This is a genomic window from Pantoea sp. RIT413, assembly GCF_003057675.2.
Classification (GTDB): domain Bacteria; phylum Pseudomonadota; class Gammaproteobacteria; order Enterobacterales; family Enterobacteriaceae; genus Pantoea; species Pantoea eucrina.
In genome coordinates, this window is record NZ_QBJB02000007.1 from 91,416 (window position 1) to 112,345 (window position 20,930).

Annotated in this window: 16 protein-coding genes and 1 tRNA gene; 14 read left to right on the forward strand and 3 right to left on the reverse strand. The window is 56.1% G+C overall.

Features of this window, described 5'->3' with window-relative positions:
* Positions 1 to 45: 45 nt before the first annotated feature.
* Together DBY66_RS11140 and DBY66_RS11145 are read right to left on the reverse strand one after the other, a co-directional pair.
* Positions 46 to 1,980 carry a PTS mannitol transporter subunit IICBA gene (locus DBY66_RS11140; protein ID WP_108570085.1) on the reverse strand — a complete coding sequence of 645 codons (1,935 nt, stop codon included), beginning with the start codon at positions 1,978 to 1,980 and terminating at the stop codon, positions 46 to 48.
* Between the two features lie 431 nt (positions 1,981 to 2,411).
* A complete protein-coding gene (locus DBY66_RS11145) occupies positions 2,412 to 3,128 on the reverse strand; it encodes a DUF3053 domain-containing protein (protein WP_108570086.1) in 717 nt (238 codons plus the stop codon).
* Between the two features lie 699 nt (positions 3,129 to 3,827).
* On the opposite strand from DBY66_RS11145, the gene DBY66_RS11150 reads away from it, so the two are divergent.
* Complete coding sequence (locus DBY66_RS11150; protein ID WP_039381633.1) at positions 3,828 to 4,124, forward strand: HTH-type transcriptional regulator; 297 nt, start codon at positions 3,828 to 3,830, stop codon at positions 4,122 to 4,124.
* A 41-nt stretch (positions 4,125 to 4,165) separates the two neighbouring features.
* Here the strand turns inward: DBY66_RS11150 and DBY66_RS11155 are convergent, their stop codons facing one another.
* A complete protein-coding gene (locus DBY66_RS11155; protein ID WP_108570087.1) occupies positions 4,166 to 4,759 on the reverse strand; it encodes an HD domain-containing protein in 594 nt (197 codons plus the stop codon).
* A 60-nt stretch (positions 4,760 to 4,819) separates the two neighbouring features.
* Here DBY66_RS11155 and DBY66_RS11160 point away from each other — a divergent pair, with 60 nt between their 5' ends.
* From DBY66_RS11160 to bcsB, 13 genes are all read left to right on the forward strand, one after another.
* A complete protein-coding gene (locus DBY66_RS11160; protein ID WP_108570088.1) occupies positions 4,820 to 5,284 on the forward strand; it encodes a MarR family transcriptional regulator in 465 nt (154 codons plus the stop codon).
* Positions 5,285 to 5,357: 73 nt separating this feature from the next.
* Entirely contained in the window at positions 5,358 to 5,786 is a 429-nt protein-coding gene (locus tag DBY66_RS11165) for an organic hydroperoxide resistance protein (protein ID WP_108570089.1), read from the forward strand.
* 260 nt (positions 5,787 to 6,046) lie between these two features.
* Positions 6,047 to 7,738 carry a kdo(2)-lipid A phosphoethanolamine 7''-transferase gene (eptB, locus tag DBY66_RS11170; protein ID WP_108570090.1) on the forward strand — a complete coding sequence of 564 codons (1,692 nt, stop codon included), beginning with the start codon at positions 6,047 to 6,049 and terminating at the stop codon, positions 7,736 to 7,738.
* 122 nt (positions 7,739 to 7,860) lie between these two features.
* A tRNA-Pro gene (locus DBY66_RS11175) sits at positions 7,861 to 7,937 on the forward strand.
* Between the two features lie 841 nt (positions 7,938 to 8,778).
* Complete coding sequence (dppA, locus tag DBY66_RS11180) at positions 8,779 to 10,389, forward strand: dipeptide ABC transporter periplasmic-binding protein DppA (protein ID WP_108570091.1); 1,611 nt, start codon at positions 8,779 to 8,781, stop codon at positions 10,387 to 10,389.
* Between the two features lie 200 nt (positions 10,390 to 10,589).
* Positions 10,590 to 11,609: a dipeptide ABC transporter permease DppB gene (gene dppB, locus DBY66_RS11185; protein WP_039381648.1), complete on the forward strand. Its 1,020-nt coding sequence runs from the start codon at positions 10,590 to 10,592 to the stop codon at positions 11,607 to 11,609.
* Positions 11,610 to 11,618: 9 nt separating this feature from the next.
* Positions 11,619 to 12,521, forward strand: a complete 903-nt coding sequence (gene dppC / locus DBY66_RS11190) for a dipeptide ABC transporter permease DppC (RefSeq protein WP_039381650.1) — start codon at positions 11,619 to 11,621, stop codon at positions 12,519 to 12,521.
* Positions 12,522 to 12,533: 12 nt separating this feature from the next.
* Positions 12,534 to 13,520: a dipeptide ABC transporter ATP-binding protein gene (gene dppD / locus DBY66_RS11195; protein WP_039381653.1), complete on the forward strand. Its 987-nt coding sequence runs from the start codon at positions 12,534 to 12,536 to the stop codon at positions 13,518 to 13,520.
* Positions 13,510 to 14,520, forward strand: coding sequence for a dipeptide ABC transporter ATP-binding subunit DppF (gene dppF / locus DBY66_RS11200; RefSeq protein WP_108570092.1), 1,011 nt, complete (start codon positions 13,510 to 13,512; stop codon positions 14,518 to 14,520). Before dppD ends, dppF begins: the two co-directional genes overlap by 11 nt.
* A 474-nt stretch (positions 14,521 to 14,994) precedes the next feature.
* Positions 14,995 to 15,528 carry a cellulose biosynthesis protein BcsO gene (bcsO, locus tag DBY66_RS11205; protein ID WP_108570093.1) on the forward strand — a complete coding sequence of 178 codons (534 nt, stop codon included), beginning with the start codon at positions 14,995 to 14,997 and terminating at the stop codon, positions 15,526 to 15,528.
* A complete protein-coding gene (gene bcsQ, locus DBY66_RS11210) occupies positions 15,519 to 16,319 on the forward strand; it encodes a cellulose biosynthesis protein BcsQ (RefSeq protein ID WP_071668229.1) in 801 nt (266 codons plus the stop codon). Before bcsO ends, bcsQ begins: the two co-directional genes overlap by 10 nt.
* Before the next feature lie 54 nt (positions 16,320 to 16,373).
* Positions 16,374 to 18,479: a UDP-forming cellulose synthase catalytic subunit gene (gene bcsA, locus DBY66_RS11215; RefSeq protein ID WP_104085865.1), complete on the forward strand. Its 2,106-nt coding sequence runs from the start codon at positions 16,374 to 16,376 to the stop codon at positions 18,477 to 18,479.
* Entirely contained in the window at positions 18,476 to 20,926 is a 2,451-nt protein-coding gene (gene bcsB, locus DBY66_RS11220; protein WP_108570094.1) for a cellulose biosynthesis cyclic di-GMP-binding regulatory protein BcsB, read from the forward strand. Before bcsA ends, bcsB begins: the two co-directional genes overlap by 4 nt.
* Positions 20,927 to 20,930 lie beyond the last annotated feature (4 nt).

Sequence of the window (20,930 nt, forward strand, 5' to 3'; positions counted from 1 at the left end):
ACACAGGGCGGGCCTGCCCGCCCCGGGGAAAAAACTGCTGACTGATTACGCTTTGACGCTGCTGCCTGAGAGCAGATCCAGCACTTCCTGCACGCTGCGGGTCTGCGCCAGTCGTTCAATCACGCTATCATCATCCAGCGCGTTGGTCAGGCTGGTGATCACCTGAATGTGCTCATTGTTGCGGGCCGCAATCCCGATCACCAGGCGCGCCACCTCATCCGGCTCATCGCCAAACTGTACGCCTGCCGGATACTGACAGAACACCACGCCTGTTTTCAGCACGCGATCTTTCGCTTCTACCGTTCCGTGCGGAACCGCAATCGACTCACCCAGATAGGTTGGCGTCAGCTTTTCACGGGCCAGCATCGCCTCAACGTACTCTGGCTGGACATAGCCACCTTTTACCAGCTGCTCACCGGCAAAGCGGATCGCCTGTTCTTTGTTGCTGGCGCTCAGATCGAGGAATACGTTATCCGTCCCGAGCTTAAACAGGTGCGTATTCTCGTTATCAAAGCTGTCTGCCAGCGTTGACTGCACCGTTTCGCGATGCGCCACGCTGCGGTTTACCGTGACCAGTCGCTCGGTCAGGTTGGTGTAGAGCGCGCTATCAAGGAAATTATTCAGCGAGATATGCTGCGCCTGCGGTGCCTGACGCATCGCCCGTTCCGTAAGATCGCGGTGTGTGATCACCAGGTCAACGTCACCCGGCAGCGCATTAATAGCGCTGTTCGTCACCGACACATTCGTGAGGCCCGCATCCTGCACTTTTTTGCGCAGCACGCCGGCACCCATGGCGCTGGAACCCATACCGGCGTCACAGGCAACGATGATTTTACGCACGTGGCTCACGTCTACGCTGTTAGCGTCAGCTACCACCGGCGCGCCTGCAGCCGGCTGACCTTTAGACTGCGCTTTCATGTCACGCATACGCTGGGTCGCCGCTTCAATATCTTCGTCTTCTTTCACTTTGCTGGTTTTCAGCAGGATAGAAGAGACAACAAAAGAGACGGCAAAAGCGGCCACGATAGCGGCAACGTTAGCAAAATAGGCGCCTTTTGGCGTCATCGCCAGCACCGCCAGGATAGAACCCGGTGACGCCGGAGAGACCAGGCCGCCATTCAGCAGCGTCAGCGTAAATACGCCGGTCATACCGCCCAGGATCACCGCCAGCAGCAGGCGCGGCGCCATCAGCACATACGGGAAGTAAATCTCATGGATGCCGCCGAGGAAGTGGATAATAGCGGCACCGCCCGCTGACTGTTTGGCGCTGCCGCGACCAAAGATCATATAAGCGACCAGCACGCCCATGCCCGGGCCCGGGTTAGCTTCGATCAGGAAGAAGATCGATTTACCCGCTTCGCTTGCCTGCTGAATACCCAGCGGCGAGAAAATGCCGTGGTTGATGGCGTTGTTAAGGAACAGGATTTTCGCCGGCTCAACGAAAATAGAGGTCAGCGGCAGCAGGTTGTTCTGCACCATCAGGTTAACCCCGGCGGCGAGAATGTGCGACAGCCCCTGCACCAGCGGACCAATAGCCAGGAACGCCAGCAGCGCCAGCAGCATACCGATGATGCCGGCGGAGAAGTTATTCACCAGCATCTCGAAACCGCTTTTGATCTTGCCGTCAACGGCCCGGTCAAACGCGCGGATTGCCCAGCCGCCCAGCGGTCCGGCAAGCATCGCGCCGAGGAACATCGGCATATCGGCACCGACAATGACGCCCATTGTTGTAATGGCGCCGACTACGCCACCGCGATCGCCGCCGACCAGACGGCCGCCGGTGAAGCCAATCAGCAGCGGCAGCAGATAGGTGATCATCGGACCGACGAGTTTCGCCAGCGTTTCGTTCGGGATCCATCCGGTTGGAATAAACAGCGCGGTGATGATACCCCATGCGATAAACGCACCGATGTTAGGCATCACCATATTACTCAGAAAGCGACCAAAGCTCTGCACTCTGACCTTGACTGATGAGGACATAAACCCACCCCTTATTGAGACGCGCTGCAATAAGAGCGCGCATTTGTTTTTGTTGAGACGTTACGGCGGGGGCCGTGGCATTACTGTATGCAGGCGGACTCTAGCACTTGTTCAGAAGCGTGCGTAGCGTCCGGAATTAGTGTGATCCATATCACGCAAAAGCGGGGTGAACAGGGGGGGTTAATGTGACTCTTGTCACACAAAGACGGGATAAAAAAGCAGCGGCGCCGAAAAATTCAGCAAAAAAGCGGGTTTTATGTGATAAGCCTCACTCTTTGGTAGTGCGGGTTTATTGCGGAAGTGTGATTAGCGTCACAAAGAATTTATGGTCATAATTACGCCAGATCACAGGCGGGTAGGTAAAGCGGCAGGCCGTTATAAAGCGAAGCGCAGCGAGAACCGGGCAGTGGTAATACTGCCCGTAACCGGCGTTATTGCCAGGAACCCTGTACTGCATTTTGCGCCTGCGTCAGCGCCTGCGCATTTGCAGACAGCTCACTCATCAGCGCATTGTACCGGGTCGCCTGATCCTGCGTCGGGAACTGTACGCCACCATCATTAAAAGTGACGCGTGTTCCCTGCGATTGCAGATAGTCTCCGGTCTGTACAGCGCTCTGGCTCAGCGCCTGCAGCTTAGGCAGCAGCGGGATCAGCGTGCCTGCCGGCTGTGTAACCACTTTTGCATAGGCTGCGTCATACGACTTTTTCAGGTCGTCGGGCTGTTTAAGCGTCGCCTTGCTGCTGTCAGCCTGCATTTTCGCGCTCTGGATCTGCTGCGTCAGAACGCTGAGATTGCCGCTCACCTGACGCAGGGTATCGCGGCGGGTCAGATAATCCTGCGGAACGCGAATCGCTGCCAGCTCATCCACGACCGGACGCATACCCTGTTCCGTGGCCTGACTCACCTGCTGAGAAAAGCCATACAGAATGGCATAGTCACTGGCGTAGTTACCGAAGGTCTGCTTCTGGTTTTCACTCAGTGCCGGCAGATGTTCACCGCTGCGCATCACGGTATTTTGCAGAAAATCGTTAAACGCCTTACGCTGATCGCCCTCTTTGTCACCGCAGGCGGTGAGTTGCAATACGATCAGCGCGCTGGCGAACAGCATGCCGGTGCGCATCCAGATGCGGGAAGTTCCTGACGCCATGTTTCAACTCCTGTCGTGACAAAATGGCAATGTGTGAATCGCTGAGAATGGTCCTAAAGAATAGTGCAATGGCCTGGCGTGCACAATGACCGAAGGCGTGCAGTGTGATGCTCTCCGGTCAGCGCGCCCGTGTGGCACAGCAATAGTCAACGATGTGGCAGACCGCTGCCCCATTTCAGCCCCTGACCAGCGTAGCAGGCGAAGGAGTGCACGCAGCAGAGGCGGCATAACTCATAACCTTTCCTTTAATATGCATCAGACTGGTGCATCTCTGCTCTATTATTGAGCACAATGCGAACAAAAATGCCGCAGCGGCGGTGCGAAACGTCCGCAGGATGCGAAATGCGGATCTGGCGCTATTTTTGCTTCATTCAGGACAGGAGGCAGAGTGTGACAGACAGCAACTTTTTACCTGACAGGCACTTAAGCGTTACTGCAGGTTTTAGCCATAAGCAAGATGAAAAAATAATCAAAAAACAGACAGCAATTCCTGGATTCTGACCCATACTAAGAAACCCGGCAATTGTTGCATTGCGCTGACATGTTCGCAGTGCCCAGCAGGCTGTGTCCCGTAACGGTTTTATAACTCTAACGTCCAAACCGCTGCGGGATGCAGCCTGATAAAGCCTGGTTTCAGCATCATTTGATGCTTACCTCTCTACTTTCACGTGCTTCATAGTGAGTTTTAAGGAGTTCTCTATGGAATTAAAAGATCCAATGGTTGAATTACTCAGCAGTCTTGAGCAAATTGTTTTGACACGTGATGCTAAGCCTTCCGTATCAGATATTGCACTCAACACGGTGTCAGTTCCCGAGCCACAGCGTTTACGTGAGATGACCGGCATGCAGGTGGATGAGTTCGCCCGCGTGATGGGGGTGAGCGTCTCATCAGTAAAAAGCTGGGAAGCGCAGCGCACGCGGCCCTCCGCTACGGCACGCAAATTGATGAAGCTGCTGCAGGCGAATCCCTATCTGGGACGGCAGCTGCTTGAGTAACCAATTATCGGTTCTCCGAACCCGCCTGCACGGCGGGTTTTTTATTTCAGCGCTTCAAATTTAGCCGCCTGACGGGCGAACCAGCTTTCCGAAACGTTATAGGGGGGCTGCGACAGTTGCTGCAATCCCTGTTTGATATTCTGATGCGCCTGCTGCCAGAGCTGTTTATCGCCCTGCAGCAGTAGCTGAATCTGCACCTGCTTCTCAATCAGATAAACGCGCGCAAAATCCGGGTCAAACTGCACTATCGCGCGGGTATTATCGATAATATCTGCCAGCTTGATCGTCTGCGCTTCGGGTGAGGCGTCCGCCGTATGCCGGAAGTGTGCCAGTTTGCGCGCCGCGCGGTTTCTGGCCTGCGGCTGGGCGCTGTCAGTCAGCATCGCGACCAGGCCGGCTACGCGCTGGCCAAACTGCTGTTCAATATCCTGTAGCGTGCTGGATGTGTCTTCTACCGTATCGTGCAGCCAGGCAGCTGCCAGCATCTCTTCATCATCGGTTACGCTGCGCACCAGTTCAGCCACTGCCTGCGGGTGAACGATATAGGGCTCATCGGTGTATTTACGTCGCTGGCCTGTAGCTGCATGAAGTTCAGTAGCAAAACGACGCGCCTGCTCCTCCAGTGAATTCTGCATCTTCACTCTCCCGTGAAAAGTAGCTTGCAATTATCTAGCGCGCTATCTATATTAATTTGCATGAACAGTAATCAAGATGGCAAAAAAGTGAAGCGGCCGCCACTCCAGGTTGATCAGCATCTCTGTTTCGCGCTCTACTCGGCGAATCTGGCCATGCATAAGGTCTATCGTCAGCAGCTGGCGGCACTCAATATCACCTATCCGCAATATCTGGTGATGCTGGTGCTCTGGGTGCAGGATGATGTCACGGTGTCAGAGATTGGCGAACAGCTGTTTCTTGACTCCGCGACGCTGACGCCGCTGCTTAAGCGGCTGGAAACAGCCGGGCTGGTGCGCCGGCAGCGTTCACGCCAGGATGAACGGCAGGTCGTGGTGACGCTGACCGATCAGGGGCGCGAGCTACAGGCGCGCGCTGCTGCGATTCCGGAAGCGGTGCAGTGTGCGACGGCCTGTGACACCGGGACGATGGCAGCGCTGAAAGAGCAGCTTGATATGCTGCGCACCAATCTGAACCGCGCAGGCTGACTGCGCGGATAAAAAAGCATTTACATCAGCGCGGATAAGTAGCGCGCTATTATATAGCGAACGGAGATAAAGTATGTCTTTAGAGAAAGTGGTTTATACAGCTAAAGCAAAAGCAACCGGTGGCCGTGACGGACGTGCAACCTCTTCTGACAACGTACTGGACGTTAAGCTGGGCGTGCCAAAAGAGATGGGCGGAGCCGGTGGCGAGGCGACTAACCCGGAGCAGCTGTTTGCGGCGGGCTATTCAGCCTGTTTCCTCGGCGCCATGAAATTTGTTGCCGGTCGCGACAAAATCGCGATGCCAAAAGAGGCGTGGATTGAAGGTGAAGTTGGCATCGGCCCGATTCCGACCGGTTTTGGTATTGAAGCTACGCTGAATATCCACCTGCCGGAGATGGATGCTGCAGAAGCCCAAAAGCTGGTCGATGCTGCACACATCGTGTGCCCTTACTCTAATGCCACCCGCGGCAATATCGACGTGACGCTGAATATCATTAATTAAGCACGCACGTGGTTAACCGGGCTCCTGCGGGAGCCTTTTTTATTCGCCCGCTTTTAGCCCGCACAAAAAAATCTGGTCTTACCATTGGTTAAATGTTCTACTGCTGCGCTTAACACGGCATCGCAGTTATTTTCGGTTCAGATTCGTCCCGATCCTGCTCGATACGTCACGCTTTTCCATTCTCAAAGCGAACCTTGCTGTCTGAACAGAGTCACAGGAACGGTGATAAATCGACACCGGGTCGGGAACAGAAAATTTAAATGAATTATATCAAAAGATTAACTCAGCAGAAGCTCTCTCTGCTGCTCGCACTTTATCTTGGCATCCTGCTAAACCTGCCAATTTTTTACCGCCGCTTTGACGGCTTCTTAACCAAATCAACCCCGTCCGACTGGCTTTCTGCTGTTGCTGAAGTCACGGCCGCTGTTTTGCTTACCTTTTTCCTGATGCGCCTGCTCTCGCTGGGTGGAAAATGGGCTTACCGCGTGCTGGCGAGTCTGCTGGTGGTGATTTCCGTGGCCGCGGCATATTACATGACCTTCTTTAATGTCGTGATTGGCTACGGCATTGTGGCTTCGGTTATGACAACCGACATTGATCTCTCTAAAGAAGTGATCGGCCTGCATTTTATTGTCTGGATGGTGCTGGTCAGCGCGCTGCCGCTGCTGCTGATCTGGCGCAACCGGCTGCGTATGACGCTGATTGAGCAGCTGAAAACGCCGGGACAGCGCATGAAACCGGTAGCCATTATGCTGCTGAGCGTGGCGCTGGTATGGCTGCCGATCCGCTATTTTGACAAACTGCAGAAAACGCAGGAAGAGATCACGAATATCGATCTGCCCAGCTATGGCGGGGTAGTGGCACACTCTTATCTGCCTTCTAACTGGATTGCCGCTCTGGGCCTGTTTACCTGGACTAAAGTGGATGAAAAGCTGGACAGCGAAGCGCTGTTCGATCCGGCGAAAAACTTTACTTACGTGGCACCGGCAGGCATTGATGACACTTACGTCGTGTTTGTTATCGGTGAAACCACGCGCTGGGATCATATGGGGATGCTGGGCTACGATCGCGATACCACGCCAAAGCTCTCCAAAGAGAAAAACCTGGTGGCGTTCCGCGGTGAGTCCTGTGACACCGCAACCAAGCTCTCGCTGCGCTGCATGTTTGTTCGCGAAGGCGGCACCATGAATAATCCGGGCCGTACTCTGAAAGAGCAGAACATATTTGCCGTCATGAAAGAGCTGGGTTTTACCTCTGAGCTGTTCGCCATGCAGAGTGAGGTCTGGTTCTATGACAATGCCGATGTGAATAACTTCTCTTTCCGCGAGCAGATCGGCTCTGAAAAGCGTAATCAGGGTAAAGCGGTAGACGACATGCTGCTGGTGCCGGAACTGCAGGCTTCCCTGCAGCGTTTCCCGAAAGGCAAACATCTGGTGGTGCTGCATACCAAAGGCTCACACTATCTTTACTCGCAGCGCTATCCCCGCAGCTTCGCGCGTTATCAGCCTGAGTGCATGGGCGTGGATGATACCTGCAGCAAGGCGCAGTTGATCAACGCTTATGACAACTCTGTTTTGTATGTGGACTCGATGCTCGACAGCGTACTGGATCAGCTGCGTGATAAAAAAGCGCTGGTGTTCTATGCGGCGGACCACGGCGAGTCGATCAGCGAAAATATGCACCTGCACGGCACCCCACGTGAGATGGCGCCGCCTGAGCAGTTCCGCGTGCCGATGATGGTCTGGGCGTCCGATAAATATCTGGACGATCCGGTGAACCGCAGCAACTTTGAGCGACTGCAGGCGCAGCAGCGTGTCGGTAAAACGCATCGTCACGTTGAGCTGTTTGATACCATACTGGGCTGTCTGGGCTACACCTCACCCAATGGCGGTATCAATCCGGCAAACAACTGGTGTCAGGCTCCCGCCGCTAAAGCACAGAGCAATCTCTGACCGGTATGCCCGCGCTGAGATCGCCTTCCCGGCGCGGGTTGCCTGCTTTTCAGGCAATCAGGCAGCTTTAAAGGGAAAAGGGATTGACGCTGTAAAGGCGCAGCAGTAATATTCGCCCCCATCGGCGAGTAGCGCAGCTTGGTAGCGCAACTGGTTTGGGACCAGTGGGTCGGAGGTTCGAATCCTCTCTCGCCGACCATCATTTAAGAAACCTGCTTTGCAAAAAGCAGGTTTTTTTCGTCTGTCGTATTTGCACTCTCAGGGTGAAATACGCGACCGCTCCGTAAAGACGAGGTCTGTCCCTGATCGCCCGTCACACGCCATCCATGACGTGTGACGCTTTACTCCACGGCCCCGCATTTCACCCTTTATCCGGCTTCGGTGATGACTGAGGATTTACTGGCCTTCCCTGAACCAGACTCACATCCCGGCAGCGATCAAGCAAAGTCATCAATTTACGCGTTCCATTAATCATCACCGGGATAAACCTTATTATTCCTCAACACCGCTCTTCATCACTTGCTGCATCAAAGCACCTCTCTTAATTCGCGACACATTCTGCTTATGACCGGCTTTTGCTTTTTGCTGATTTCTTATGCCATTACGCCAGCATATTTCGCTACCCGAACGTCATAACGCACGGGGAATCGTTCAGATATTCGACGTTTATCGACAATTTTAAAATGTTTTTTAGCGGTGATAATCACTGTTATTTGACGCAAGCGCCAGATAATCCAGCGGTATCGAACGCTTTTTCACCGCCTTATATATCGGTTTCTCTCTCCAGTGCTCTTTTTTATCGTTGCTTGCACTTACTCACACTCTGTGTAAATAACCCCACGTTGTATTGACGTTCGTTGCAACTGTTGACAAATTGATGCCTCAGTAAGATGTAGAGACGGACGCATCTGGCTGGTGTATCCCGCCAGGGCAATAACAATAACCGCTCACATTCTGGTCGCTGTCAGACCTGCCCGTACCGCATAAAAAAATCAGAGGACGGGCGATGCACACAACATCACATCACAATGGAGCAAAACATGATGAACTCCCGGGCTAAATCCAGGATGCTGAAGGCCGGTCTCAGCCTGATTGCGATGACCGTCGCTGCCGGTGTTCAGGCGAAGACCCTTGTCTACTGTTCAGAAGGCTCGCCGGAAGGTTTCAACCCGCAGCTCTTTACCTCTGGCACCACCTATGACGCCAGCTCGGTCCCGATTTATAACCGTCTGGTTGAGTTTAAAACCGGCACCACTGAACTGCAGCCAGGCCTGGCTGAAAAGTGGGATGTCAGCGAAGATGGCAAAACCTACACTTTCCACCTGCGCCAGGGCGTGAAGTGGCAGAGCACGAAAGATTTCAAACCAACGCGTGAATTTAACGCCGATGACGTGGTGTTTTCATTTGAGCGCCAGCTCGATAAAAACAATAAATTCCACGGCGTCTCTGGCGGCAGCTACGAATATTTTGAAGGCATGGATATGCCGAAGCTGATCGGCAAAATTGAAAAAGTTGACGATCACACCGTGCGTTTTACCCTGACCCGTCCTGAAGCGCCTTTCCTCGCTGACCTCGGTATGGACTTCGCCTCTATTCTTTCTAAAGAGTATGCGGATAACATGCTGAAAGCAGGCACGCCGGAAAAACTCGACCTGAATCCGGTCGGCACCGGCCCGTTTGTACTGCAGCAGTATCAGAAAGATTCACGCATTCTCTACAAAGCGAACCCGGACTTCTGGGGCACTAAACCAAAAATCGATCGTCTGGTCTTCTCTATTACGCCAGATGCGTCAGTGCGCTACGCCAAGCTGCAGAAGGGCGAGTGCCAGGTGATGCCTTATCCAAACCCGGCTGACATCGCCAGCATGAAGAAAGACAGCAAAATCAATCTGATGGAGCAGCCTGGCCTGAACGTGGGTTATCTCTCATTTAACACAGAGAAAAAGCCGCTGGATAACGCTAAAGTGCGTCAGGCACTGACCATGGCGGTCAACAAGCAGGCGATCATCGATGCGGTCTATCAGGGAGCAGGGCAGGCAGCGAAAAACCTGATCCCGCCAACCATGTGGGGCTATAACGACGAGATCAAAGATTACGCCTACGATCCGGAAAAAGCCAAAGCGCTGCTGAAAGAAGCAGGCATGGCGGATGGCTTCTCTATCGATCTCTGGGCAATGCCGGTGCAGCGTCCATACAACCCGAACGCGCGCCGCATGGCGGAGATGGTTCAGGCGGACTGGGCGAAAATTGGCGTAAAAGCCAAAATTGTTACCTATGAGTGGGGCGAATATCTCAAGCGCGCCAAAGCAGGTGAACACCAGACGGTCATGATGGGCTGGACCGGCGACAATGGCGATCCGGATAACTTCTTTGCCACCCTGTTCAGCTGTGCAGCGGCAAAAGATGGCTCCAACTACTCCCGCTGGTGCTACAAGCCGTTTGAAGATCTGATCCAGCCGGCCCGTGCGGAAGCCGATCACAGCAAACGTATTGCGCTCTACAAGCAGGCGCAGGTTGTTATGCACGATCAGGCTCCGGCACTGATCATTGCACACTCGACCGTCTATGAGCCTGTCAGCAAGAAAGTGAGCGGCTATGTGGTTGATCCGTTAGGTAAGCATCACTTCGAAAACGTCGATATTCAGGAATAACCCTTTCGGATTATCACGGTGAGGGCCAGCCTGCTGGCCCTCGGATGCGCTCTTCGCCATCCGTGTCCCGTACTTTTTTCCGGCAAATACTTTTACTGAAGCGCTGCCTGCATCGCGTCCGGCTTTGCCGACCGCGCGTTATGAGCAATGTAGTCCCGCGACGACTTTCCGCTGCGGGAGAATGACTGAGAATCCGGCTTATGCTGCAATTCATACTCCGACGTCTGGGCCTTGTCATCCCGACGTTTATCGGTATTACCCTACTGACCTTTGCGTTTGTTCATCTGATCCCCGGCGACCCGGTGCTGATCATGGCGGGCGAACGCGGTATCTCCCCGGAGCGTCACGCACAGCTGATGGCGCAGTTTGGCCTCGACCAGCCGATGTGGAAGCAGTACATCACCTATATCAACGGGGTGCTGCACGGCGATCTCGGTATCTCTCTGAAGAGCCGCATTCCGGTGTGGGATGAGTTTGTCCCGCGCTTCCAGGCGACGCTGGAGCTGGGCATCTGTGCCATGCTGTTTGCTATCGCCGTGGGTATTCCGGTGGGCGTACTGGCCGCCGTAAAGCGCGGATCGGTTTTCGATCATACCGCCGTGGGGATCTCCCTGACCGGCTACTCCATGCCGATCTTCTGGTGGGGGATCATGCTGATTATGCTGGTATCGGTGCAGCTCAACCTGACGCCGGTCTCTGGCCGGGTCAGCGATACCATCTTCCTTGACGACAGCCATCCCCTGACCGGCTTTATGCTGATCGATACGCTCCTGTGGGGGGAAGAGGGCGACTTCAAAGATGCGGTCATGCATATGATCCTGCCGGCGATTGTGCTGGGCACCATTCCGCTGGCGGTGATTGTGCGTATGACGCGCTCCTCCATGCTGGAGGTGCTGGGCGAGGATTATATCCGCACCGCCCGCGCCAAAGGGCTGACGCGCATGCGGGTTATTGTCGTGCATGCGCTGCGTAATGCGATGCTGCCGGTGGTTACCGTTATCGGTCTGCAGGTCGGTACGCTGCTGGCCGGTGCGATTCTGACCGAGACTATCTTCTCATGGCCGGGTCTGGGCCGCTGGCTGATTGAAGCGCTGCAGCGCCGCGACTATCCGGTAGTGCAGGGCGGCGTGCTGCTGGTTGCCATCCTGATCATTCTGGTCAACCTGCTGGTTGATCTGCTGTATGGCGTGGTTAACCCGCGCATCCGACATAAGAAATAAGGGGGAGCTATGTCTGCTGTTGAACCCGCGCGCGTAACTGCCGCACCAAAGCCGATGACCCCGTTTCAGGAATTCTGGCACTATTTTAAACGTAATAAGGGCGCAGTCATCGGCCTGGTCTACATCACGCTGATGCTGCTGATTGCAATTTTTGCCGATTTTCTGGCACCGCACGGTCCGGCAGAGCAGTTCCGCGATGCGCTGCTGCATCCGCCGGTATGGCAGGAGGGCGGCAGCTGGAGTTATATCCTCGGCACCGATGATGTGGGCCGCGATATTTTGTCACGCCTGATGTTTGGGGCGCGCCTGTCGCTGCTGGTAGGCTGCCTGGTCGTGGTACTGTCACTGATTTTTGGCGTGATTTTTGGACTGATGGCGGGCTACCTCGGTGGCGTGGTGGATGCCACTATTATGCGTCTGGTCGATATCATGCTGGCGCTGCCCAGCCTGCTGCTGGCGCTGGTGCTGGTAGCCATCTTTGGCCCCTCCATCGTCAACGCTTCGCTGGCGCTGACGTTTGTGGCGCTGCCGCACTATATCCGCCTGACGCGCGCGGCGGTGCTGGTTGAGGTTAACCGCGATTATGTCACCGCTTCCGGCGTGGCAGGTGCGGGAACGCTGCGTCAGATGTTCATCAATATTCTGCCAAACTGTCTGGCTCCGCTGATTGTGCAGGCATCGCTCGGTTTCTCCAACGCCATCCTCGACATGGCGGCGCTGGGCTTTCTCGGAATGGGGGCGCAGCCGCCGACGCCGGAGTGGGGCACCATGCTCTCTGACGTTCTGCAGTATGCGCAAAGTGCCTGGTGGGTAGTGACCTTCCCCGGAGTGGTCATCCTGCTGACGGTTCTGGCATTCAACCTCATGGGCGATGGTTTGCGTGATGCACTCGACCCGAAACTCAAGCAGTAAAGAGGCACCGAGATGGCGTTATTAAATGTAGAGAAGTTATCGGTGCATTTCGGCGACGAAAAAACACCATTCCGTGCGGTTGACCGCATCAGTTATCAGGTCGAGCAGGGCCAGGTCGTAGGGATTGTCGGTGAGTCGGGCTCCGGTAAATCAGTCAGTTCGCTGGCGATTATGGGTCTGATCGATTTTCCTGGCCGCGTCATGGCTGAGAAGCTGGAGTTTAACCAGCGCGATTTGCAGAAGATTTCTGAAAAAGAGCGCCGGCAGCTGGTTGGCGCAGAAGTGGCGATGATTTTTCAGGATCCGATGACCAGCCTCAATCCCTGCTATACCGTGGGTTTCCAGATTATGGAAGCGCTCAAGGTGCACCAGGGCGGCAGTAAACGCACCCGCCGCCAGCGCGCTATCGATCTGCTGGAGCAGGTGGGTATTCCCGATCCGGCTTCGCGGCTTGATGTCTATCCGCACCAGCTGTCGGGCGGCATGAGCCAGCGCGTGATGATCGCCATGGCGATTGCCTGCAAGCCTAAGCTGCTGATTGCCGATGAGCCAACCACGGCGCTGGATGTCACCATTCAGGCGCAGATCATCGAACTGCTGCTGGCGCTGCAGAAGCAGGAGAACATGGCACTGATCCTCATCACCCACGATCTGGCGCTGGTTGCCGAAGCGGCGCAGCACATTATTGTGATGTATGCCGGTCAGGTGGTGGAGAGCGGCAAAGCCGTGGATATCTTCAGGGCGCCGCGTCATCCCTATACGCAGGCGCTGCTGCGGGCGCTGCCGGAGTTTGCGGCAGACAAGGCGCGGCTGGCATCGCTGCCGGGCGTGGTGCCGGGCAAATATGACCGGCCCTCTGGCTGCCTGCTGAATCCGCGCTGCCCCTATGTGACCGATCGCTGCCGTACCGAAGAACCTGCGCTGCGCGACATTCCGGGCCGCCAGTCTAAATGCCACTTCCCACTGGATGATGCCGGGAGACCGACCTATGAGTCCTGATAACACAAAGCAGGATTATCTGCTGCAGGCGATTGACCTGAAAAAACACTACCCGGTGAAGAAAGGCCTGTTTGGTCAGGAGCGCCTGGTGAAGGCGCTGGATGGCGTCTCCTTCAACCTCGAACGGGGTAAAACGCTGGCGGTAGTCGGTGAGTCGGGCTGCGGAAAATCCACGCTTGGCCGTCTGCTGACCATGATCGAAACCCCGACCGACGGCGAGCTTTACTGGCACGGACAGGATTTGCTGAAGCACGATCCACAGGCGCAAAAACTACGCCGGCAGAAAATTCAGATCATCTTTCAGAACCCCTACGGCTCGCTCAACCCGCGTAAAAAAATCAGCCAGATCCTCGAAGAGCCGCTGATTATTAACACCGCGCTGAGCAAAGCGGAGCGGCGTGAAAAAACGCTGGAGATGATGGCGAAAGTGGGTCTCAAGACCGAACATTACGATCGCTATCCGCACATGTTCTCCGGCGGTCAGCGTCAGCGTATTGCCATTGCGCGCGGGCTGATGCTGGATCCGGATGTCCTGATCGCGGATGAGCCGGTTTCGGCGCTCGATGTTTCAGTGCGCGCGCAGGTGCTGAACCTGATGATGGATCTGCAGCAGGACCTCGGCCTCTCCTACGTCTTTATTTCGCACGACCTCTCAGTGGTGGAGCACATCGCCGATGAAGTTATGGTGATGTACCTCGGGCGCTGCGTGGAGAAAGGCAGTAAAGAAGCGATCTTCAGCAATCCGCGCCATCCTTATACGCAGGCCCTGCTTTCCGCCACGCCGCGTCTTAATCCGGATGAGCGGCGCGAGCGTATCAAACTGACCGGTGAGCTGCCCAGCCCGCTCAATCCGCCGCCAGGCTGCGCGTTCAACGCGCGCTGCCGTCGCCGTTTTGGCACCTGCGTGCAGCTGCAGCCAAAACTCAAACGCTATGGCGATCAGCAGGTTGCCTGCTTTGCCGTCGATCAGGATGAAAACCAGCCGCTGGAAACACCCTGATTAACGCCACTGATAAAAAAGGCTCCCGCGGGAGCCTTTCTTTTTTTCAGCGAAAACAGTTCAGCAATGCTAACCTTTATCAGGTTAACCGGGCATAAGACCGGAAATCTATCACATTACGTTATCTGACTGTCAGCGCCAGGGCTCCCCGCGCAGCGTGCTAAGACAAATTCTTAAATCACCGCGCAGGCGTTGCCGGCTTAACCGCTGGGGTTATGCAACGCTGAATTCATAAATATCCTTTTTTTACATAGAGTTATTTGCATTGCAGCGGGTTTTTCGTTTTGGTTAATGGCAATGTATTAGTCTCTTCTCGCCGCGTATCTCCCGCCGGCAAAGCGTCCGGTTTTTTATAAACACAGATAAAGCAGCTTTATCAGATATGCGGTTTTAATAATCAGAATTTTCTCACCGTCTTTTAATGTGTGTGCTATATTCGCCAAAAAATTCCCTCTGCTTTCACAGGCACTGATCATGAAGAATTATGACGATCTGCAGCGTTTCAAAGAAAAAACGCAGACGCTTGATATCGATTTCAAAGATATGTCGGGTCAGGCGCAGAGCGCCGATCATCATCAGTGGGCCATTCTGCGCCAGCTGAGCACAGATGATGCGCCGGAGCTGGGCCAGGGGCAGCGTATCGATCTGCCGCAGCCACAGCCGGCCGGCCCTGAGGCATTTGCCGCGCCAGCCATACCTGCCGCTCCGCGTGCTCCGGCAGAGGAGGGCGCCTCGCTGCTCAGCAGCCTGGCGGCCACCGCGCCGGTCCGCGAGGCCGCGCCGGGCAGCAGTGCGCTGTTTCCGCCTCCGCTTTCTGAGCCGGTCGTGACCCGCCCCGCGGCCCCGCAGCCGCCTGCCAGCGCGGTGCCGGCCGCAGCAGCGCCTGTTGCTCCGCCCGCCTCTGCCCGCTTCAGCACGCTGTTTCGCTCGCGTCCGGCTGAACCCGCTGCATTGTCTAAAGAAACACTCCTCAAACCGCTACTGGAGAAGATTGCGTTATGCCGTTAGTTTGTGTGTGCTCGCCAAAAGGGGGAGTAGGGAAGACCACCATGGCGGCCAACCTTGCATGGAGTCTGGCGCGCGCCGGCAGCAAGGTGCTGGCAATCGATTTTGATGTGCAGAATGCGCTGCGTCTGCATTTTGGCGTCCCGCTGCAGGATGGCCGCGGCTTTGTTGCGCGCTCTGAAGAGCAGGCTGACTGGAGCCAGTCGATTCTGACCACCGGCGGCAATATTTTTGTGCTGCCCTACGGCGACGTCACAGAGGAGCAGCGTGAACGCTTTGAGCACAAGCTTGCCAGCGACACCCATTTTTTGCGGCGCGGTCTCGATACCGTGCTGAATTATCCCGGCCTGGTAATTGTGGCCGATTTTCCTCCCGGTCCGGGGCCGGCGCTTAAAGCGATGCAGCAACTTGCCGATATGCATTTAGTAGTCATGCTTGCGGATACGGCATCCGTCTCTTTGCTGCCGCAAATTGAAAATAACCGCATGATTGGTCAGCCGCTGAATAATAAACATGGCCACTATTTTGTGCTGAACCAAAGCGACAATCGCCGCAATATCAGCCGTGAAGTCACATCATTTATGCAGCAGCGTCTGGGCGATAGCCTGCTCGGCGTTGTCCACCGCGATGAAAGCGTGGCGGAAGCGAATGCATCACAGCAGTCAGTGTACGACTTCAGCCCCGCTTCGGCGGCCGCGTTCGATATTGAACTGGTGGCAAAGCGCGTGGCTAATTTGCTCAGTATTCAGGTCGGCAACGGTGAAGTTCAGGCGCCGATCCGCAGCCAGTATTAATAGCCGTGCTCAGGCCCGGCTCAGATAATTTATAACGCTTTTTCAGGGTGACTCATGAGTAAACTCGGGTTTTACCTGCTGCTGCTGGTGCTCGCGCCGGTGGCGGCGGTAATCATCATCACGCCTATGGACAGCCAGAAACAATATATTTTTGGTTTAATCAGCATCGGGATGATGTTTTTACTGGGCTTCAGCAAAAGCCGTAAAATAACCGTGGTAATGGTTATTCTTTCCGCGCTGATGTCGACCCGATATATCTGGTGGCGCACTACCGAAACGCTGGAGTTTAATTCCGAGATCGAAGCTATTCTCGGCATTGGCTTATATCTGGCTGAACTTTACGTCTGGCTGATCTTAATTCTCGGGTTCCTGCAGACCACCTGGCCTTTAAAGCGTACGATTGAACCGCTGCCGGATGATACCCGTCTGTGGCCCACGGTGGATGTATACGTACCGACCTATAACGAAAGTCTGGACGTGGTGCGCGATACCGTGCTGGCGGCGCAGTGTATCGATTACCCGCGCGATAAAATCAAAGTCTATCTGCTGGATGACGGCAAGCGCAGCGAGTTTGCGGTATTCGCCGCTGACGTGGGCGTGGGCTATATCACGCGTGATGACAACCGGCACGCCAAAGCGGGCAATCTTAATCACGCGATGACCATTACCAAAGGCGAGCTGATCTGCGTATTCGACTGCGATCACGTCGCCACGCGCGCGTTCCTGCAGGCAACGGTCGGCCCCTTCCTGAAAGATCCGAAGCTGGCCCTGCTGCAGACGCCGCACTATTTCTACTCTCCCGATCCGTTCGAGCGCAACCTGCGTGCCGCCCGCTCTATTCCTAACGAGGGATCGCTGTTTTATGGTCCGGTACAGCAGGGCAATGACAACTGGAATGCGACCTTTTTCTGTGGCTCCTGTGCCGTTATCCGGCGCAGCGCGCTGGAAGAGATTGGCGGCTTTGCCGTTGAGACCGTGACGGAAGACGCGCACACCGCGCTGAAAATGCAGCGCCGCGGCTGGGGCTCAGCGTTTCTGGCGATCCCGCTGGCGGCCGGTCTGGCAACCGAGCGCCTCGGCCTGCACGTTATTCAGCGTACCCGCTGGGCGCGCGGCATGACGCAGATTTTCCGCGTGGATAATCCGCTGTTTGGCCGTGGTCTGAAGTGGCAGCAGCGCCTCTGCTACCTCAACGCCATGCTGCACTTTCAGTTTGGCCTGCCGCGCGTGGCGTTTCTTACCGCGCCGCTGGCTTATCTGCTGTTTAACCTGAATATCATCCACTCTTCGGCGTCGCTGATCTTCGCCTATGTGCTGCCGCATCTGGTGATGTCGCTCTACGTTAACTCCCGTATGAATGGCCGCTTCCGCTATACCTTCTGGGGAGAGATTTACGAAACGGTGATGTGCTTCCATCTGGTCATCCCGACCCTGCTGACGCTGCTGTCGCCGAAACATGGCAAGTTCAACGTAACGGATAAAGGCGGTCTGCTCGATCAGGGCTTCTTTGATTTCCATATCGTACGGCCGCACGTCATTGTCGCGACGCTGCTCTCCATCGGTATTGTCGCCGGCGTGGTCCGCGCGACGGCGCATGACTATTTCGGGGTCGATCCCTGGGTTATCGCGCTCAACGTTGGCTGGGCTATTTTCAGTCTGATTATTCTGATGGCGGCCATCGCCGTGGCGCGCGAAACCAAGCAGGTGCGTAAAACCATTCGTATTGAGGTGCAGATCCCGGCTGTGATCCACTACGCCAGCGGGATTTCGTCGCGTACCCGCACCAGCGATCTCTCGATGGGCGGCGCGCAGCTGGATGCGCCTGACAACCGGCATGAAATGGATGAGATTGAAGAGATCGATCTGCTGCTGAAGTCCGGCACTATCACTATCCCGGTCAGTAAAATTTCCGGCGATGCAGAGACAATCCGTCTGCGCTTTGGCGCGATGCCGCTGGCGCGTCGCCGCGAGCTGGTTCGCGTGGTGCTGGCGCGAGCGGATGCGTGGATCCAGCCGGAGTACAAGCAGGATAATCCGCTGGTGTCGATCGGCACTATTATTCGTACCGTTTTTGAGCTGTTCTGGCTGACCTGGAAAGATCGCCGCGAGAAGCGCAAGCGTGATGACCAGCCTGTGGCCAAAGAGGACAGCGCAGTATGAAAAGATTAACGCAAACGCTGCTCGCCAGTTCGCTGGCGACCGCACTGCTGCTGACATCGGTTCAGGCTGAAGAGCCTGCGGTTACGCAGGACAGCAGTGCGCTGTCAGCCGTGCCGCCGCCGGAAGGGCTCACGGCCGATCAGCAGCTGCAGCAGGCCGCCGGGGCCGCCCCTTATGCACCGGAAAGCGGTAGTGACGCGCCGGAAAGCAGTGCCGCCACGCCAGCTGAGACTGAGGCGCCGGCAATTCTGTTGCCTGCGGCTGATACCGGAAGCGCCGTCCTCAACCAGCCGGTAAGCAGTACGATTTCTGTGGCGCAGATGGGCCAGAAACAGGGCATCACCCTTACCGGAGGACAGCTGCAGTCGGGCATTACCTTTACCCTGCCCGGTGATGAGGTGGTCACCAACGCGCGTCTCAACCTGTCGCTGCGCGTCTCATCAGCGCTGGCAGCGCGCAACACCTCGCTGCAGCTGATGCTGAACGGACAGCCGCTCGGCACGCTGCCGCTCGGATCCAGCGACAGCGATGTCAGCGACTACCAGCTGGATATCCCGGCTGCCATGGTGGTGTCAGATAACAATCTCAGCTTTAAAATTAACGATGCGGATAAGCTGCTGTGCGAGAAAGAGAGCGCGCAGCAGTATCAGGTAACGATTCTGCCGCAAACCACGCTGAGCCTGGAGGGCCAGCAGCTGAATATCGGCACCAGCCTGCGTAACTTCCCGCGCCCGTTTATTGATGCGCAGCGTATGACGCCGGCCAGCGTCACCTTTGGTTTTGCCAGCAGCGTGACGCCGGATGCGGTGAGCGCTGCCGCGCTGGTGGCGTCGTGGATGGGTATTCAGTCTGACTACCGCGGCATTCGCTTTCCGGTGAGCCGCGGCGCACTGCCAGAGCGCAACGGTATTCTGGTCGGGCATCCGGGCGACAAAATCGGCATCGTGACTCTGCCGGCCAGCAATGGCCCGCTGCTGCAGGTGATCGATAACCCGGATAATCCGGTCTATAAACTGCTGCTGATTGTGGGCAGCGATGACGCACAGCTGCGTCAGGCGGCGAATCGTCTGACAACCAAACCGCTGACTACCGATGCCAGCCAGCTTGCTGTGCAGCCGCAGCCGCTGGCCCAGCGTAAACCTTATGATGCGCCGCGCTGGATCAACACCTCACGCCCGGTACGCCTGAGTGAACTGCTGCGCAAAGATCAGAGCCTGACCACGACCGGTATCTGGCACGATGCGCTGCGCGTTAACTTCCGCGCGGCACCCGATCTGTTTTTGTGGGATGGCGATACGATCCCGGTAAACCTGAACTACCGTTTTCCCACTGAAAGCTGGATCGACGAAAACAATTCGTTCCTGAATGTCGCCCTCAACGGGACTTTCCTGCGTAACCTGACGGTTAACAAAGTTGGCCTGCTGGAGAGCGCCTGGCACCGCCTGGGCGGCGACGCGCGTCAGGAGCACTACACCCTGAAGCTGGAGCCATATCTGATTTACGGCGATAACCAGCTGGCGCTCTACTTTAATATCAAGCCCAAAGCGGATGCGCCGTGCGGCGTACTGCTTAACAACAATATCAAAAGCCGCATCGAAGAGGATTCGTGGATCGATCTGAGCCACACCCGTCACTTCACCATGCTGCCGAATCTCTCTTACTTTGTCGGGGCCGCGTTCCCGTTCACGCGCCTGGCGGATTTTTCGCAGACCACGCTGCTGCTGCCGGAAAAACCGGGTGATGCGGAGATCGCCACGCTGCTCGATATGGCGGCGCGCGCGGGTAACGCAACCGGGGTGGCGCTGGTACAAAATCAGGTACTGTTTGGCCTGCCTGAAGGCGGCACCAATCTGAGCCGGCTGCAGCAGAGTGATGTGCTGGCGGTCAGTACCATGCAGCACAGCGCCTTTACGCAGCAGATGCTGCACGGCACGCCGTGGCAGACCAGCGGCAATACGCTGAGCGTTAACGAGCCTGGCCTGATGGAAAAACTGCACGGCTGGCTGACCGGCGACTGGTATCGCCAGGAGCTGGATGCCGATCGCTACTTTTCCTCAAATGAGGCGTGGCGCGGATTTGTCAGCTATCGCTCGCCGTGGAGCGCCGACCGGCTGGTGGTCATGACGGTGGCAACCAGCGATCAGCAGCTGCTGCGCCTGCATGACGATCTCAATTCAGCGCGTATCAACGCCGGTATTCGCGGCGATACCGCCATCATTACCGATGAAAATGGGATCCGCAGCTTCCGGGTTGGTCCGCAGTTTCCGAGCGGTGAAATGCCGTGGTACATGATGGTGGTGTGGTACGCCAACCAGCACTCGGTGCTAATGGCGCTGGCCGCGCTGCTGGTGGCCGTGCTGATCGGCAGCAGCGCCTGGCTCATGCTGAAGCGTCACGCATGGCGGCGTCTTAACCCCAAAGCAGACAGTCAGTCCGGCAGGAAGTAAGGAT